The organism is Lysobacter enzymogenes (assembly GCF_017355525.1).
Classification (GTDB): domain Bacteria; phylum Pseudomonadota; class Gammaproteobacteria; order Xanthomonadales; family Xanthomonadaceae; genus Lysobacter; species Lysobacter enzymogenes_C.
In genome coordinates this window covers 546,191-560,403 of the sequence record NZ_CP067395.1, presented here as the reverse complement: position 1 = coordinate 560,403, position 14,213 = coordinate 546,191, and the positions used below count along the sequence as shown (strand labels likewise).

10 protein-coding genes are annotated in these 14,213 nt (G+C 68.0%); all 10 read right to left on the bottom strand.

Features of this window, described 5'->3' with window-relative positions; all coding sequences use genetic code 11:
* Nucleotides 1-12: 12 nt before the first annotated feature.
* Entirely contained in the window at nt 13-279 is a 267-nt protein-coding gene (locus tag JHW38_RS02590) for an acyl carrier protein (RefSeq protein WP_207524477.1), read from the bottom strand.
* 12 nt (nt 280-291) lie between these two features.
* Nucleotides 292-1,044 carry an SDR family NAD(P)-dependent oxidoreductase gene (locus tag JHW38_RS02585; protein WP_207524476.1) on the bottom strand — a complete coding sequence of 251 codons (753 nt, stop codon included), beginning with the start codon at nt 1,042-1,044 and terminating at the stop codon, nt 292-294.
* A 14-nt stretch (nt 1,045-1,058) separates the two neighbouring features.
* Nucleotides 1,059-2,486 (bottom strand): class I adenylate-forming enzyme family protein, encoded by a 1,428-nt coding sequence (locus JHW38_RS02580; protein WP_207524475.1) that lies wholly within the window; start codon nt 2,484-2,486, stop codon nt 1,059-1,061.
* Between the two features lie 98 nt (nt 2,487-2,584).
* Nucleotides 2,585-3,391 carry a hypothetical protein gene (locus JHW38_RS02575; protein WP_207524474.1) on the bottom strand — a complete coding sequence of 269 codons (807 nt, stop codon included), beginning with the start codon at nt 3,389-3,391 and terminating at the stop codon, nt 2,585-2,587.
* A gap of 8 nt (nt 3,392-3,399) precedes the next feature.
* Nucleotides 3,400-4,161, bottom strand: coding sequence for a hypothetical protein (locus tag JHW38_RS02570; protein WP_207524473.1), 762 nt, complete (start codon nt 4,159-4,161; stop codon nt 3,400-3,402).
* Between the two features lie 42 nt (nt 4,162-4,203).
* The gene (locus JHW38_RS02565) at nt 4,204-5,487 is read right to left on the bottom strand and encodes a GMC family oxidoreductase N-terminal domain-containing protein (protein WP_207524472.1); all 1,284 of its coding nucleotides are present in this window, start codon (nt 5,485-5,487) and stop codon (nt 4,204-4,206) included.
* A gap of 22 nt (nt 5,488-5,509) precedes the next feature.
* Complete coding sequence (locus JHW38_RS02560) at nt 5,510-6,940, bottom strand: hypothetical protein (protein WP_207524471.1); 1,431 nt, start codon at nt 6,938-6,940, stop codon at nt 5,510-5,512.
* Nucleotides 6,940-7,905, bottom strand: a complete 966-nt coding sequence (locus JHW38_RS02555) for an outer membrane lipoprotein-sorting protein (protein WP_207524470.1) — start codon at nt 7,903-7,905, stop codon at nt 6,940-6,942. The genes JHW38_RS02560 and JHW38_RS02555 overlap by 1 nt, the downstream gene beginning before the upstream one ends.
* A gap of 50 nt (nt 7,906-7,955) precedes the next feature.
* Complete coding sequence (locus tag JHW38_RS02550; RefSeq protein ID WP_207524469.1) at nt 7,956-10,523, bottom strand: efflux RND transporter permease subunit; 2,568 nt, start codon at nt 10,521-10,523, stop codon at nt 7,956-7,958.
* A 56-nt stretch (nt 10,524-10,579) separates the two neighbouring features.
* Complete coding sequence (locus JHW38_RS02545) at nt 10,580-14,212, bottom strand: beta-ketoacyl synthase N-terminal-like domain-containing protein (protein ID WP_207524468.1); 3,633 nt, start codon at nt 14,210-14,212, stop codon at nt 10,580-10,582.
* Between the last annotated feature and the right edge of the window lies 1 nt (nt 14,213).

The following is a 14,213-nucleotide window of genomic DNA, read 5'->3' as shown; positions in this document are numbered from 1 at the left end:
AACCCGCTCAGCTCACACGCTGCGTTCCAGGCAGCCGGCGTAGACCCGGCGCAGGTCGCCGACCGTGCGCACGTCGGTGATCATCACGTCCTCCTCCTGGAACGGATCGACGCCGAGTTCTTCCTCCAGGCTGGCGATCAAAGCCGCCACCGCCAGCGAGGTGAAGCCGAGCTCGTCGACGATCTCGCTGTCGTCGCGCAAGGCCGGCAGGTTCAGGCCGCGCTGCTCGGCCACGGCGCGGATCGCGCGTTCGATGATGTTCTTGACTTCCTGGCTCATGTCGTTTCCCTGTCAGGCGGTGAGGCCGCCGTCGACCACGAAGGTCTGGCCGGTGATGAATCTGGATTCGTCCGAAAGCAGGAACTTCACCACCGAGGATACGTCCTCGACCGTGCCGAGCCGGCCCATCGGGGTTTGCCGCACGATGCGGTTCTTCTGCTGCTCGGTGAGCTCGGAGGTCATCTCGGTTTCCATGAAACCGGGCGCGACCGAATTGACCCGGATGCCCATCGAGCCCAGTTCCTTGGACAGGCTGCGGGTGAGCCCGTCGAGCGCGGCCTTGGTCGCGCTGTAGGCGCCGACGCCCTTGTAGCCGCGCACGCCGACGATCGAGGACACGTTGACGATGACGCCGGCGCCGCCGACCATCATCTGCTTGACGCAGGCCTGCGACAGGCTGATCGCGCCGCCGAGGTTGACCTCGATCATGCGCGCGATGTCGCGCCCCTTCATCATCGTCAGCAGGCCTTCGTTGGCCATGCCGGCGCTGTTGACCAGATAGCCGACGCGGCCGAACAGCGTGCGCACGTTGCGCAGGAACCCGGCCAGCTGTTCGTCGTCGGCGATGTCGACCGATTCCCAGTACAGGCGGCCGTCGCTGTGGGCGATCGCGCGCTCCAGCTCCGGCGTGCTCTTGCGGCTGAAGGTCGCCACGCGGTAGCCGGCGGCCAGCAGAGAAACGCAGATGGCCAGGCCCAGGCCCTTGCTGCCGCCGCTGACGACGACGACGCGGCCGGGCGCCTGCCCGGACTCGACTCGATCCATTCCAATCGCACTGCTCATACGCTCGTCTCTTCCGGTTGAGTGTCGCCGCGCGGCGCCGATGCGCTCGGGTCCGCGCCCGGCGCCTTGCGGATCTTCTTGAAGCGCGTGCCGACCAGGCTGTCGTCGCGCGCGATGGTGATGTGGCCGGGCACCTTGTACGGGCTCAGCCGGCCCTGGCACTCGGCGACGATGCGGCGCTTGAACGCGGCCGGGTCTTCCTCGCGCTCGAGCACGAACTCGGCCCAGACCATCTGCCCGACCACCGGGCTGCGCTTTTCGCGCACCAGCACGTCGCGCACGTTGTCCAGGGTCAGCAGGAAGCTCTCGACCTCGATCGGGAACACCTTCTCGCCGGCGACGTTGATGATTTCCGACTCGCGGCCGAGGATCTGGAAGTACTCGCCGTCGGTCTCGACGCGGTCGCCGGTGTTGTACCAACCCTCGCTGTCGAACGGACTCGGCGCGTTGAGGTAGCCGAGCATCGCCTGCCGGCTGCGGATCCACAGCACGCCCTCGCGCACGTCGAGTTCGAAGCCGTGGCCGCCGATCTTCATCCACTTGGACGAGGAGTCCTTGGACTGGGTCGCGAGGATGCCGAGCTCGGACAGGCCGTAGGTCTGCTTGAGCTGGATCTGCGGGAACGTGCGGTGCATGCCGGTCAAGGTCGAGTTCGGCATGACTTCGGTGCCGTAGGTGACGATCTTCAGCGAGGACAGATCGAAATCGCCGTGCACGCGCGACATCAGCAGCATGGTCAGGAACGACGGCGTGGTCGGCAGCAGCTCGACCTTGTAGCGCTCGATGCAGGCGCAGATGTCGCGCGCCGCGCGCGAGCGGCAGGTGACGATGGTGCCGCCGTTGAAGATCACCGCGAACAGGGTGTTGAGCCCGCCGATGTGGTCGAGCTTGAGGAACAGCAGGGTGCGGAAGGAGTCGCGCACGCGCTCGCGGTACTTGCTCACCATGCGCTCGTGGTCGAGCAGCACCGCCTTGCCCTTGCCGGTGCTGCCGGAGGTGAAGATCACGAAGCCCGGCCTGCCCTGCTCCACCATCGGCGCCATGAGTTCATGCGGCGGCGGCGCGCTGGCCGAGAGATCGCGGCAGACCGTGGTCTGCGGCGTCACCGGGCCTTCCGACGCCACTTCGATCAGGCGGGTCGCGCTGGTCGTGGCCAGGCGCTCGCCGAACAGCGCGCGGTCGTCCTCGGACAGCGGCACCACGATGCAGCCGCGCTCGAGCAAGGCCTGCAGCAAAGCCACCGCATCGATGTGGTACTCCGACACCAGGCCGACGCGTTCGCCGGGCGCGATGCCCCAGCCGTCCAGGGCTTGCGTCCACTGTTGCAGGTTGGCGGCGAACTGAGCGTAGGTGACCGTGCCGGTTTCGTTGATCGCGATCGGGCGCTCGCCGAATCGCTCGAAGCGTTCCTTGATCCAGCTCATCACGGGGTCCTCAGGGAAAATAGCGCCGTCGCCGCGCGCAGGACGCGCGGTTTTCAGGGTGTTCCGGGGTGTATCGCGCCGGCGCGGCCGGCGCCGGTTTACGGTTGCGGCGCGGCGGCGCCCGGCGCCGGCGCGGTCTCGTCCAGGAAGTCCAGGCGCGCGTTGCGGTACTGCGGCTTGCGCAGCAACGCCGGGTTCTGCTCGGTCAGCATCTTGTGCACCGCCGCCGGCGCGCCGAGGTTCAGCAGCAGCTGCGGGAAGCCGCCGCCCATGCTCAGGTCGTACAGCAGCTCGATCTTGATGTTGCCGTCGGCCATCGGCGTGTAATGCCAGACGTTGTGCAGCTGCTGCACGCGCACGCAGCAAGGATCCGGCGGCAGCTTGTTCGGAACGGCGACGTTCTCGAGCGTCACGACCTTGGTGACCGGGTCTTGAGTCAGCTGGCCTTGCAGCAGCATCTGCCGCGGCGAGAACGGCGGCGGCAGCTTGACCGTCCACATAGTCACGTTGCTTTGGGTACGCGGGTTCCAGGGCTGGACGATCTTGTAGCTCAGGCAGCCTTCGACCCACTTGCCGCAATCGTTCTGGATGCTCTCGTCGAGCAGTGGGGCGATGTGGTTGCTGAGGCTGAACTCCTTGGTCTGGGTCACGCCGCGGATCTTCAGGCCGTACGCGCCCGGCGTCTTCATCGTGTAGACCTGGGTGCCGTCCTTGTCGATCTTGAGCTCCCAGGTGTTGGAGCCGGACATCAGCCAGGCCTGGTTGGCGCCGGCGACGATCAAAGCCAACAGCGGAATCGCGTACAGCAAAGCGACCAGCAGCCGGCGCAGGCGCGAACGGCGCGGCTTGGGCTTGGCGGCGGCGCCGGCCGCGGCGAGCGAGGAATCGTAGGTCTGGGTGTTCATGGCGGGCCTCAGGGATTGCCTTGCGTGGCTTCGAGCACGCCGTCGACCTGGACGTTGCGGAACTTGTCCTTGGCCATCAGCTCGGGAAGCATCTTCATGAAAAGGTCGGTGGATTCGATCAGGCCGAGATTGGCCATCGGGTACGGCAGGCCGCCGAGGTCGGTGTCCTGGGTCAGGCTGACGTCGAGCGCGCCGTCGGGGTGCGGAACGAAGGTCCAGAAGTTGTTGAGGTGGGTCACGCGCACGCAGCACGGATCGCGCGGCACCCGGTTCGGCGCGGCGGTCAGGCTCAGGGTCATTTCCTTGCTGACCGGATCCTGCGCATGCTGCACGAACAGCACGTACTGGCGCGGCGCCAGGCCCGGCATCTTGAACTTGTAGGTGACGTACGACGCGAAGTGGTTCGGCACGCTCGGCACGCGATCGATCACCGCCGCATCGTAGCAATAGGCATCGCTGCAATTGCTGACGTTCTCCAGCAGATCCACCATCGGCGCGAGCCGCGACTTCAAGCGCGTTTCGCCGCGCACCTGCAGCAGCGCCGCGCCGGGCGCCTTACGCGTATACACCTTGATCCCGTCGTGCTCGCGCGCCAGCTTCCACTGGTTGTCGCCGGAGCCGACCCAGACGAAGTGCGAGATCAGCGCCAATCCCGCCAACGCGAGCGCCACATAGCCCAGGCGCTTGAGCCAGCGGCGCCGGGGCTTGGCGCGCGGCGTGCCGGCCGCGGCCGCGACGGCCTCGGGCGGATCCATGACGATCGAATTCATGAGGTCTCTCCGTAATTGAGATGGCGCGCAGTCGCGCGCGGCTTACAGGCGGGTCAACAACTGCCGCGACAGATAACGCGCCATGCACAGCAGGGTCAGCGTCGGCGTGCCGCGCATTTCGTCGGGAATCACCGAGCCGTCGCAGACGTGCAGGTTGCGCAGCGAGCTCTCCAGCTGCGCGTCGACATGCTCGCCGATGCGCACCAGCCCGCCGACGCGGCCGGCGGCGGTGAGGCCGAAATCGACGATGCGCTGCGCGCCGGCTTTCTCCAGCAGGCGCACCGCGGCCTTGCGTCCGGTGTCGAGCCGGCGCTGGTCCTGCGCGCTGAAGGTCTTGTGGAAGCGGCCGTCGTCGCTCATGCGCCCGCCGAGTTCGTCCTTGACCTTGACGCCGACGCCGAGGCTCTGCGGGAACGAGAACATGTGACGCAGGCGCAGGCCGCTGAGCATCAGCGGCCGGTGCATCGCGCGGCCGACATTCGCGTCGCCGAGCTCGATGCCCTCCTCCAGGGTGCAGCCGGCATTGCCGACGAAGCCCTCGGTGCCGCCGAGCCCCGGCACCAGGCCGTACAGCGCATAGCCCGGATTGCAGTAAAAACCTTGCGCGCCGATACCGCCGATGCCGTTGTCGCGCAGGATCTTCGGCGTCGCGGTCTCGCCGGCGGCCAGCACGATGCGGCTGGCGAACGCCTGCTGCGTGCGCGCGCCGAACTTGCCGGGCTTGTGCGAGTACTCCACGCCGATGGCGCGGTCGCCCTCGCGCAGGATCTTGCCGGCGGTGGCGCGGGTCACCAGGGTCGCGCCGTGGCCGACCGCGTCCTCGACGTAGCGGCGCGCCTTCCATTTGGCTTCGTAGGCATAGCCGGAACCGCAGCGCGCGGCGTCGACCAGCATCTCGTTGGCCTTCCAGTCGTAACCCAGCGCCTGCGCGCTGTCGCGCAGGCGCTGCGCCTGCGGGCCGAGCAGCGGCGCCGGCAGCGGCGCGATCGGCAGTTCCGCGCGCACCGCGGCCAGATCGGCGTCGAGTTCGATGCCGAGGCCGCGGAAGGTGTGCAGCGGCGGCTCGTTGACCACGCCGAAGTACATCGCGGTCGAGCCGCCGACGGTCAACGCGCGCGCCGTCGCCAGCTTGCCTTCGCCGAGCTTGACCTGATCGGCGATCGCGATCAGGCCGCCCAGGGTCTCCTTCAGCGGCGCGTCGCCGCCGCGTTCCAGCAACAGCACCTTCTTGTTGCGGCGGCTGAGCTCGCGGGCGACGGTCGCTCCGCAAGTTCCCGAGCCGATCACGATGGCGTCGTATTCGCGCGCCTGGGCGGTTGTGCTCATGTTCGTTCCGGAAAGGGCTGGATCAGAATTGGTACTGCGCGCGCACGATGATCTGGTTCTGGTTGTTGAACGGGTACAGCGGCGTGCGCCGGTCCGAGGCATCCATCACGTGCAGGTCCAGGCCGAAGCTGAGCCGGTCGTTCCACTTGTACGAGGTGCGCAGCGACGACTGATAGCTGGTGTAAGGCTTGTTGTAGATGGTCAGCCAGTTGACCGACAGATCGTTGTTGAGGAAGAAGAAGTTCGCGTTGAGCACGACCGCCGAAGCGTTGCGCGGCGCCGCGCCGATGCGCGAATCCCAGTCGAGGATGGTGCTGTTGACCAGTTCGACCGCGACCGTGTTCGACTCGCCGAGCGAATAGGTCAGGCCCAGCGAGGCGTCGATGGAATCGCGTTCGAGCACATTGAACTGCGGATCGTTGTAGGCCTTGCCCTTCTTGTAGGCGATCTCGCCGGTCCACTGGCGCACGCCCTTCACGTAGTTGAAGGCGGTGCCGATCATGGCGAAGCGGTTGGGCCCGCGGTACAGGAGCTTTCTTCCGCCTTCGAACAGCCCGCTGTCGGTGAAGGAGTAGTCGTTGTTGATGAGGCTGGCGGCCATGATGCTGATGTCGGACCGCCCGAAGGCGCGTTTCCAGCGCCCGCCGAACTCGCGCTCGTTGAGGTCGCCCGGCCGCTTGACCGCGCGGGTGAACGGGCCGAAGCGGTCCAGGTAGTACGCGGTGCCCGGGTCCGGCAGCACGTTGTACTTGGCGTCGGGCACGTAGAAGAAGCTGTAGTCGCCGCCGTCGGTGAAGCGGTCCATGGTCAGCATGAACTGGCCGACGCGCGATTCCTCCAGCGGAATGAAGAACAGCTCGGAGAAGTTGCGCGGGCTGACTTCGTCGGTGATCGCGCCGCCCTGCGACTCGCCCCAAATCACCCGCTGCACGCCGAGGCCGAAACTCATCGACTTGCCCGGCACCGAGTACTGCACAAAGGCTTCGGGGGTGTTGGTGTGGGTCAGCAGCGACCGGTCGCGCGCGCGGGCGCGGTTGTCGCTGCCCCAATACGCGTTGAGCCGGGTGTCGATGCGGACGAAGAAGTTCTCCATGAAGAACCGCGAGTATTCGAAGCGGAAGCGGCTGCGGTTGTAGACCATGCTGCTGGGAGCGTTGTCGCGCGCCGCCAGTTCGTGGCTGAAGGTGAAGCGAGTGGTCTGGGCCGAGCCTTGCGAGTGCTGTTTTTCCGACAGGTCGATGTTGTCGAAGGCGTCGGCCGGCCCCTGCCCCGCGCCGGCCGGCGCGGGTTCGGGCGCCGGCGCGTCGGCCGCGCCGATGTCGGAAATGTCGGTCGCATCGGCGGCCGCACCGGCATCGCCTGTCGCAGCCGGCGGCTCGACCGGCGCCTGCGCGGCCGCAGAGGCGGCCGCCAGGCAACACAACAACCCCGCCAGTCCTTGGCCGCGTTTCATCAATTGACCGCCGCCTGACCGAGGTAGGAGCGGAACACGGCCAGGTTGCGTTCGCGGTACGGGAAATCGGTCAGCGCGCGCTGGGTCACGAAGTCCTCGGGCACCGCGCGGTTGTGCGCGATCGCCGGCATGTCCATCTGGCTGACCCGCGAGGTGGTGCGGTTGTTGACCACGGTCTTGGTCACCACCGTCACCCCGTCGATCTTCTTGATGTCGCTCTGGGTGCGGGTCTTGTGGATCTTGTTGCCGCGATACAGGTCTTCCTTGACCGCCAGGTAGTACTCCTTGTCGATCCAGGCCACGACCTTCTTGTAGCTGGTCTTGCGCGCCTTCTCGGCGGTCGGGGTGAGTTCGATCACCCACACCGGGCGGTTCTGGTAGGTGCTGCTCTCGAGGATCTTGTAGGTCCAGTCCTCGAGCTTGCGCGCTTCCGGGTTCTCCGAGGTTTCCACCGAGAACTCCGAGCCGAACACGCTGCCGCCTTCGTCGTTGTTGGCGATGACCCGGTTGACCTTGCCGAGCGCCGGCAGATACAGCCAGTTGTCGTTGTCGCGGCCGCGCTCGGGGTATTCGTACACCAGCAGGCCGGTGCCGCGGTCGCTGGCCGGCTCGCGCACCAGCAGCAGCGACTTCACGTGGTACTGGTTGTTGTCGTAGTTGTTCTTCTTGACGTTCTCGGCCTGGACGATGCGCGGCTTCTCCGAGCAACGCACCGCGCCGTCCTTCAGCGTGTACTTGCAGGTGGTGATCTTCACCGTCGCCACCTGGGTGTCGTAGGCGCGGCGCGTGGCGCGGTCGACCTTGACCATGATCTGGTCGGCCGTCTCGGCGCCAGCGGCGGCCGGCGCTGCGGGCGCAGCGGCCGGTTTGGACTGCGCGAACAGCGCGGCGGCCGGAATCAGCGCGGCGGCCAGCGCCAGTACCTGCAACTTCGGCTTGATCGACTGCATGTTGATCGACTGCATGGTCATCGGTCTCGTAAAGGTGGGATCGGAACGGAGAGGGACTGCGGCGCTCAGGCGAACGCGGGCTGCGCCGCGACCTTGCGGGCGAAGCGCAGCTTGAAGGTCAGGATCAGCGCGGGCAGCAGGAACAGGTCGTTGAGCAGGCCGATCGCGATGGCGAGGAAGCCGAAGATGCCCAGGTTGGCGGTGCCGGCGTTCGAAGACAGGCCCATGATTCCGAAGCCCAGGCCCAGGATCAGGGTCGCGAACACCACCGGCTGGCCGGCGCCGCTGATGGTGTCGCGCAGCGCGCGCTCGATGTCGCCGTCGCGCTCGACCTCGAAGCGGTAGCGGGTGATGAAGTGCACGGTGTCGTCGACCGCGATGCCGATGATGACCGGCGCGATCATCATCGTGGTGATGTCCATCGGGATGCCCATCAGCCCGAGCCCGCCGAAACCGAGCATGGCCGGGATCAGGTTCGGCACCAGCGCGATCAAGCCGGCCTTCACCGTGCCGAAGATCAGCAGGAAGATCACGCTGACCAGCACCAGCGCCAGGGCGAAGCTCTGCAGTTCCGAGCGGCTCAGGTAGTCGGCGCCCTGCATCATCAGCGCCAGCGAGCCGGTGATCGAGACCTTGGCGTCGGGATAGGTGCGGCGCAGCGTCTGCACGGTGCGGTCGATGTCGGCCTGCATCTCGTTCCAGGCCTGGATGTACTCGTACGAGCCGTGGTTGTACAGGCGCACGCTGATGTGCGACTTGTCGTAGTTGTCCGACACCAGCTTGCGGCGGTCGTCCGGGTTGGACTGGTTGAACAGGAACAGGGTCTGCGACACCGCGTCCCGGTTCGCCGGGATCACGTAGCGGTCTTCGCGGTCGGCGTTGAGGGTCTTGTAGGACTTCTTGACCGTCTCCACCAGCGAGGTGGTGCGCACCACCAGTTCCGGATGATCGCGCTCGATCTTGTCCTGCAGCTTCTCGATCTCGTGCAGCACCGCCGGGTCGAGGAAGGCGTTTTCCTGGCCCAGGTCGATGAAGATCTCCATACTTTGCGCGCCCATCATGTTTCCGTCGACGACGCGCACGCTTTCGCGGATCGAAGAATCCTTCGGGAACGAGCCGACCGGATCGGTATCGACCCGGGTCTGGGTCGCGCCGTAGACGCAGGCGGCGAACATCAGGCCGAACACGCAGATGATCGCGACCGGGTTCTTCTGCACCAGCGGCAGAACCGCATCGAGCTTGCGCGCCAGCCAGCGGTTGACGTTCGGGATCCAGCGCGCGACCCGCGCGCTGAAGCCGCGCTGGGCGGCGTTGGCCGTGCCCTGCGGGGCCCACAGGTCGAGCATCACCGGTAACAGGTAGATGGTGAACAGCAGCGGCAGCGCCACGCCGAGCGAGCACATCACCGCGAACACCTGGATCGGCACGATCGGGGTGATGCTCAGCGCCAGCACCGCGACCACGTTGGTGACCGTGGTCAGCAGGCAGGCCGCGGCCACATGGCGGAACACATGGCGCATCGCCGAGGCATGGTCGCTGCCCTCGCTGCGCGTGCTCATGTAATCGCTCATCACGTGGACCGCGTCGGCGACGCCGATGGCCAGGGTCAGCATGGTGCTGATCATCACGAACGAGGTGATCGGCAAGCCGACCCAGGACACGATGCCGACCGTCCAGATCACGCTCAGCAGCACGATCGCCACCGACCACACCACCGCGCTGAGCGAGCGGAACAGGAACCACAGCATCACCACGATCACCAGCAGCGCGGCCAGGTTCAGCAGGCCCATCTCGGTGATCATCGCCAGGTTGTGCTCGGCCAGCGCGGTCGCGCCGACCGGGTAGTACTGGAACTGCCCGGCGTACTCAGGCTTGTTCATGACCGCCTTGATTTCGTTCATCAGGGCGACGTAGTCGGCCAGGTCGGTCGGCTTGAAGCGCGGGCGGTCGCCGGCGTAGCCCTGGGTCACCGGTTCGTCCAGGCGCACGTCGCCGAAGTCGATTTCGGCGTCGGGCTTCGTCGCCGCGGCGCCCGCCGCCGCGGCCGGAGCGTCGAGCGGAATCGCGCCGAAGTCGGTCTCGATCAGCATCCCGCCGTAGCGGTAGTCCTTGGAGAAGTACAGCAGCGGGAAGGCTTTCTGCGACTGGGCGATGCGGCGCAGTTCCTCGCGCGAGCCCGCATCGGACGGCACCGTGTCGCCGACCAGCTTGCGCGAGTACAGCACGTCGCCCTCGGCGCGCAGCACCGGCGCGTTGATCAGCGAAGTGATCTTGACCACGTGCTTGAGCGGCGAGGTCTCCGGCGCGCGCCCGGCGCGATCGAGGATGTCGCGCTGCAGCGCCTGCAAGGTCTTCAGCGAGGCCTGCGAGAAGACGTCGCCGTCCTTGGGCTTGTAGACGATGTACAGGTGGTCGTCGCTGCCGAACTCGTGATGGAACCAGTCGAAGGCGACGATGGTCGGATCGTCGCGGTCGAACCAGCCTTCGATCGAAGTGTCGAATTTGGCCCGGCCGAAGCCGGCGATCATGAACGCGGTCGCGACGACGAAGAACAGCCAGACCAGCGCCTTGCGCTTGCGCAGCGCGTCGGGGACGCCTTCGAAGTAATCGGCCATCAAGTTCAACAGACGCATCGTTGTCTCCAGGGAACGATTGCCGGCGCCGGCGCTGCCGGCCCGGGCGGTGCCGGTCAGAGGCTCGCTGCTTCCAGGTCCGCCGCCGCGGACTTGCGCGGTGCCTTGCCCGGCCGCGATTGCAGCTTCCTGGCGATCGCGGCCGCCGGGCCGCGCTCCAGGATCGAGAAATGGTCGGCGGTGATCGGGCTCACCCGCAGCCCGCCGGACAGCAACGGCGCCCAGCCGTAGTCGTCGGGCATGCCGGCGAAACCGGCGCCGGCGCGCAGCAGCAGCGCGTCGACCGGTTGCGGCAACGGCCGCGGCCGGTACGCGCGGCAGGCGCGTTCGCTGGCGGTGGCGACGTCGAAGGTGGCGATGAACTGGGCGCGCGGCACCGCCGCGCCGAGTTGGGCGAGATAGTCGTACAGATGCGCGCTGCGCTCGCCTTCCGGAATCTGGCGCAGCTGGCGCGCGTCGAGCTCGGCGCTGGCGCCGAGCGACTTGGCGAAGTTGCGGAACACCGCCGCGGTCATCTCGGCCATGTCGTCTTCGCGCAGGTTCGGGCACAGGCTGTCGATCAGCACCAGCGAGGCCACGGCCTCGCCGCGTTCGAGCAGTTGGCGGGCCATTTCGAACGCGACCACGCCGCCGTTGGAATAGCCGATCAGGCGGTAAGGGCCCTTGCGCTGGATCGAAGCCATCGCCGCCAGATGCTCCTGCGCCATCGCCTCGACCCGTTCGTGCGGCGCGCTGCGGCCGTCGAGGCCGGCCGGTTCCAGGCAATAGAACGGTTGCGACGGGCCCAAGGCATGGCTGAGCTGTTGCAGCGACAGCGCGCTGCCGCCGGCGCCCGGCACGGCGAACAGCGCGGGCTTGTCGCCGCGGGTCTGCATCGGCACTACCGTGCCGGCCGAGGCCACGACGCGCGGCTTGGCCGCTGCGACGGCATCGCCGGCGCGCTCGCTCGCGGGCGCCGCGGCGAACGGATCGAGCTGGGCCGAGTCGTCTTCGGCGGCCGGCAGCGCCAGCAATTCTTCCAGCGCTTCGGCGTGGTCGCGGGCCAGGTACGCGGCGAGTTCGCCGATGCTGGGATGTTCGAACACCGCGTGCGGCGACAGGCGGCAACCCAGCGACCGGTCCAGCAGCAGGATCAACCGGGCGACGCCGACCGATTCCATGCCCAAGGCGATCAGGGTGGCGTCGCGGTCGATCTGTTCCTGCGGCCGGCGCAACTGCCGCGCGACTTCCTGCGCCAGCAACAGCTCGGCCTTGCGCTGCGGCGCCATCGCCATCGCGTCGGCGCTGCGCGCGCCGGCTTCGGAGGCGGGCACGAAGCGCCACGCCATCGCCGGCTCCGGCGCGGCGGCGGCGGGCTCGGCCTGCGCAGCGACCGGTTCGGCGCCGGCGCGCGGCGCGTCTTCGGCGAAATCGAGCCAATGCCGCTCGCGCGCGAACGGATAACCCGGCAATGCAGCCGGCTGCGGTGCGCGCGCCGGCCACAGGCGCCGCCACGGCAGGCTCACGCCGTTGACCCACAGCAACGCCGCCTGCCGCCACTGGCCGCTGCGTTGCGCCTGTTCCAGTTGCAATTGCGCCATGTCCGCGCCGATCGCGCCGGCCAGCGGATTGCTGCGCGCCGCCGCGGCGTGGCCGACGTGGATGCCCTGCCCGTCCAGGCGATTCCAGCCGGCGATGCCGGCTTCGGCGACGAGGCGCAGCTTGCGCGCGAGGTCTTCGCGGTCGGCGGCGACGATGGCCAGACGCGCGTCCAGCGCCGCGCGTGCGGTCTGCGCGGTGTAGATCAGCCGTTCGAAGGAATCCGCCGGCGCTTCGCCGTCGAGGAACTCCAGGTAGGCGCGCACGTAAGCCAGCAGGCGCGCTTCGTCGCGCGCCGACAGCACGAACAGGCGCTCGCCGGCGGCGTCGGGCTTCGGCGCGCGACTGCCGCGATACTCCTCCAGCAGGATATGCACGTTGGTGCCGCTGTCGGCGCAGGAGTTGATGCCGGCGCGGATCGGCGCGTCGCCCTCGCGCAGCTCGTCGAAACCGATCGCGCGGTCGGCGATGTACAGCGGATGGCCAGCGTGCTCGATGTCGATGAAGCTGTTGATGCGGCGCTTGGAAATGGTCGCCGGGAAGCGCCCGTGATGCAGCGACAGCGCCAGCTTGATCAGGTTGGTGACGCCGCTGGCCGCCTCGACGTTGCCGATGTTGCCCTTGACGCTGCCCAGGGCGCAGCGCTTGCCGGCGCTGCCGTCGCCGAGCGCGTTCTTGATCGCTTCGAACTCGAACGAATCGGCCCACTTGGTGGCGAAGCCGTCGACTTCGATGTAGCGCACCGTGTCGGCGGCGACCGCGGCCTTGCCGTAGCACTGGGTCAGCGCGTCGGCGATCGGCTCGTGGCGGATCTCCGACAGGCTGCGCGCGGCGCCGCGGTAGTTCTGGTGGCAGGACTTGATCACCGCATAGATGCGGTCGCCGTCGCGCTCGGCATCCTCCAGGCGCTTGAGCACCACCGCCGCCACGCCTTCGCCGCGGGTGAAGCCGGCCGCGTCCTCGTCGAACACGCCGCTGCTGCCGTCGGCCGAGAGCAGGCCGTACTGCGAGGAGGCGATGTAGTCGCCGGCGAACAGGTTCAGCGACACGCCCGCGGCGATCGCCAGCGCGCTTTCGCCGTTGACCAGCGAGTAGTAGGCGCGGTTGATCGCCACCGCCGAGGACGCGCAATTGACGTTGATCGATTCGCTCGGGCCGCGCAGGTCGAAGGCGAAGGAGATGCGGTTGGACAGGTAATAGGTCGGGCTCGACGAGCTGAACACCGGGCCGTCGCTGAGGCTGCGGTGGCCGAGCGCGCGCAGGCGCTGCTCGTACTCGGAATACTGGTAGCCGACGAACACGCCGGTGCGGCTGCCGGCCAGCGCGGCGACGTCCAGGCCGGCGTCTTCCAGCGCGTGGTAGGTCTGTTGCAGCAGCAGGCGCTGCTGCGGGTCCATCGCCTGCGCCTCGTCGGCGCCGATGCCGAAGAAGCCCGCGTCGAAACAGTCGACGCCGTCGATCAGCGCGCCCCAGCGCGACACCGTCTTGCCGGGCGCGCGCGCGGGCGCATGGTGGTCCTGCCAGCGCCAGCGCGTGTCCGGGATTTCGCGCACGCTGTTGCGGCCGTCGAGCAGGTTGCGCCAGAACGCGCGCGCGTCCGGCGCGTCGGGCAGCGCGCAGCTCAGGCCGACGATGGCGATATCGCCCGATGCGGCCGGCGCCGGCGCCGGCGCGGCCAGGCCGTAATGGCGCAGCAGGCGTTCGCCGTGCTCGGCGACCAGGGCGTCGGCGAGCGCGTCGGCCGAGGCGAAATCGCGGCCGGACAGGTCGATGGCGTATTCGCGGCTGACGTAGTCGAGCAGGTCGGACGCGGCCTGCGGCATCGCAGCGGCCGGCGCCGGCTCGGCGACGGTCTCGGCGCTGCGCGGCAGCACCGCCTGCAACAGCCCGGCCAGCTCGTCCAGCGTGCTCACGGTGGTGAACTGCGCCGGCGTCAGCGCGGCCCCGAACTCGCGTTCGATCGCCGCGATCAGCTCCATCATGATGATCGAGTCGATGCCCAGGCTCTCGAACGGCGCATCGGTTTCGATCCGCTGCGCGGGCAGCTTGAGCGTCGCCGCGATCACCGCGGTCAAGCGTTCGAGCACGGTGGCTGGGTTCGCGTTGCTCATC

Excerpts from the sequence above, each read along its gene's own strand:
- JHW38_RS02560 (WP_207524471.1), bottom strand. The coding sequence starts at position 6,940 with ATGAAACGCGGCCAAGGACTGGCGGGGTTGTTGTGTTGCCTGGCGGCC.
- JHW38_RS02590 (WP_207524477.1), bottom strand. The coding sequence starts at position 279 with ATGAGCCAGGAAGTCAAGAACATCATCGAACGCGCGATCCGCGCCGTG.
- JHW38_RS02555 (WP_207524470.1), bottom strand. The coding sequence starts at position 7,905 with ATGCAGTCGATCAACATGCAGTCGATCAAGCCGAAGTTGCAGGTACTG.
- JHW38_RS02545 (WP_207524468.1), bottom strand. The coding sequence starts at position 14,212 with ATGAGCAACGCGAACCCAGCCACCGTGCTCGAACGCTTGACCGCGGTG.
- JHW38_RS02585 (WP_207524476.1), bottom strand. The coding sequence starts at position 1,044 with ATGGATCGAGTCGAGTCCGGGCAGGCGCCCGGCCGCGTCGTCGTCGTC.
- JHW38_RS02580 (WP_207524475.1), bottom strand. The coding sequence starts at position 2,486 with ATGAGCTGGATCAAGGAACGCTTCGAGCGATTCGGCGAGCGCCCGATC.
- JHW38_RS02565 (WP_207524472.1), bottom strand. The coding sequence starts at position 5,487 with ATGAGCACAACCGCCCAGGCGCGCGAATACGACGCCATCGTGATCGGC.
- JHW38_RS02575 (WP_207524474.1), bottom strand. The coding sequence starts at position 3,391 with ATGAACACCCAGACCTACGATTCCTCGCTCGCCGCGGCCGGCGCCGCC.
- JHW38_RS02570 (WP_207524473.1), bottom strand. The coding sequence starts at position 4,161 with ATGAATTCGATCGTCATGGATCCGCCCGAGGCCGTCGCGGCCGCGGCC.
- JHW38_RS02550 (WP_207524469.1), bottom strand. The coding sequence starts at position 10,523 with ATGCGTCTGTTGAACTTGATGGCCGATTACTTCGAAGGCGTCCCCGAC.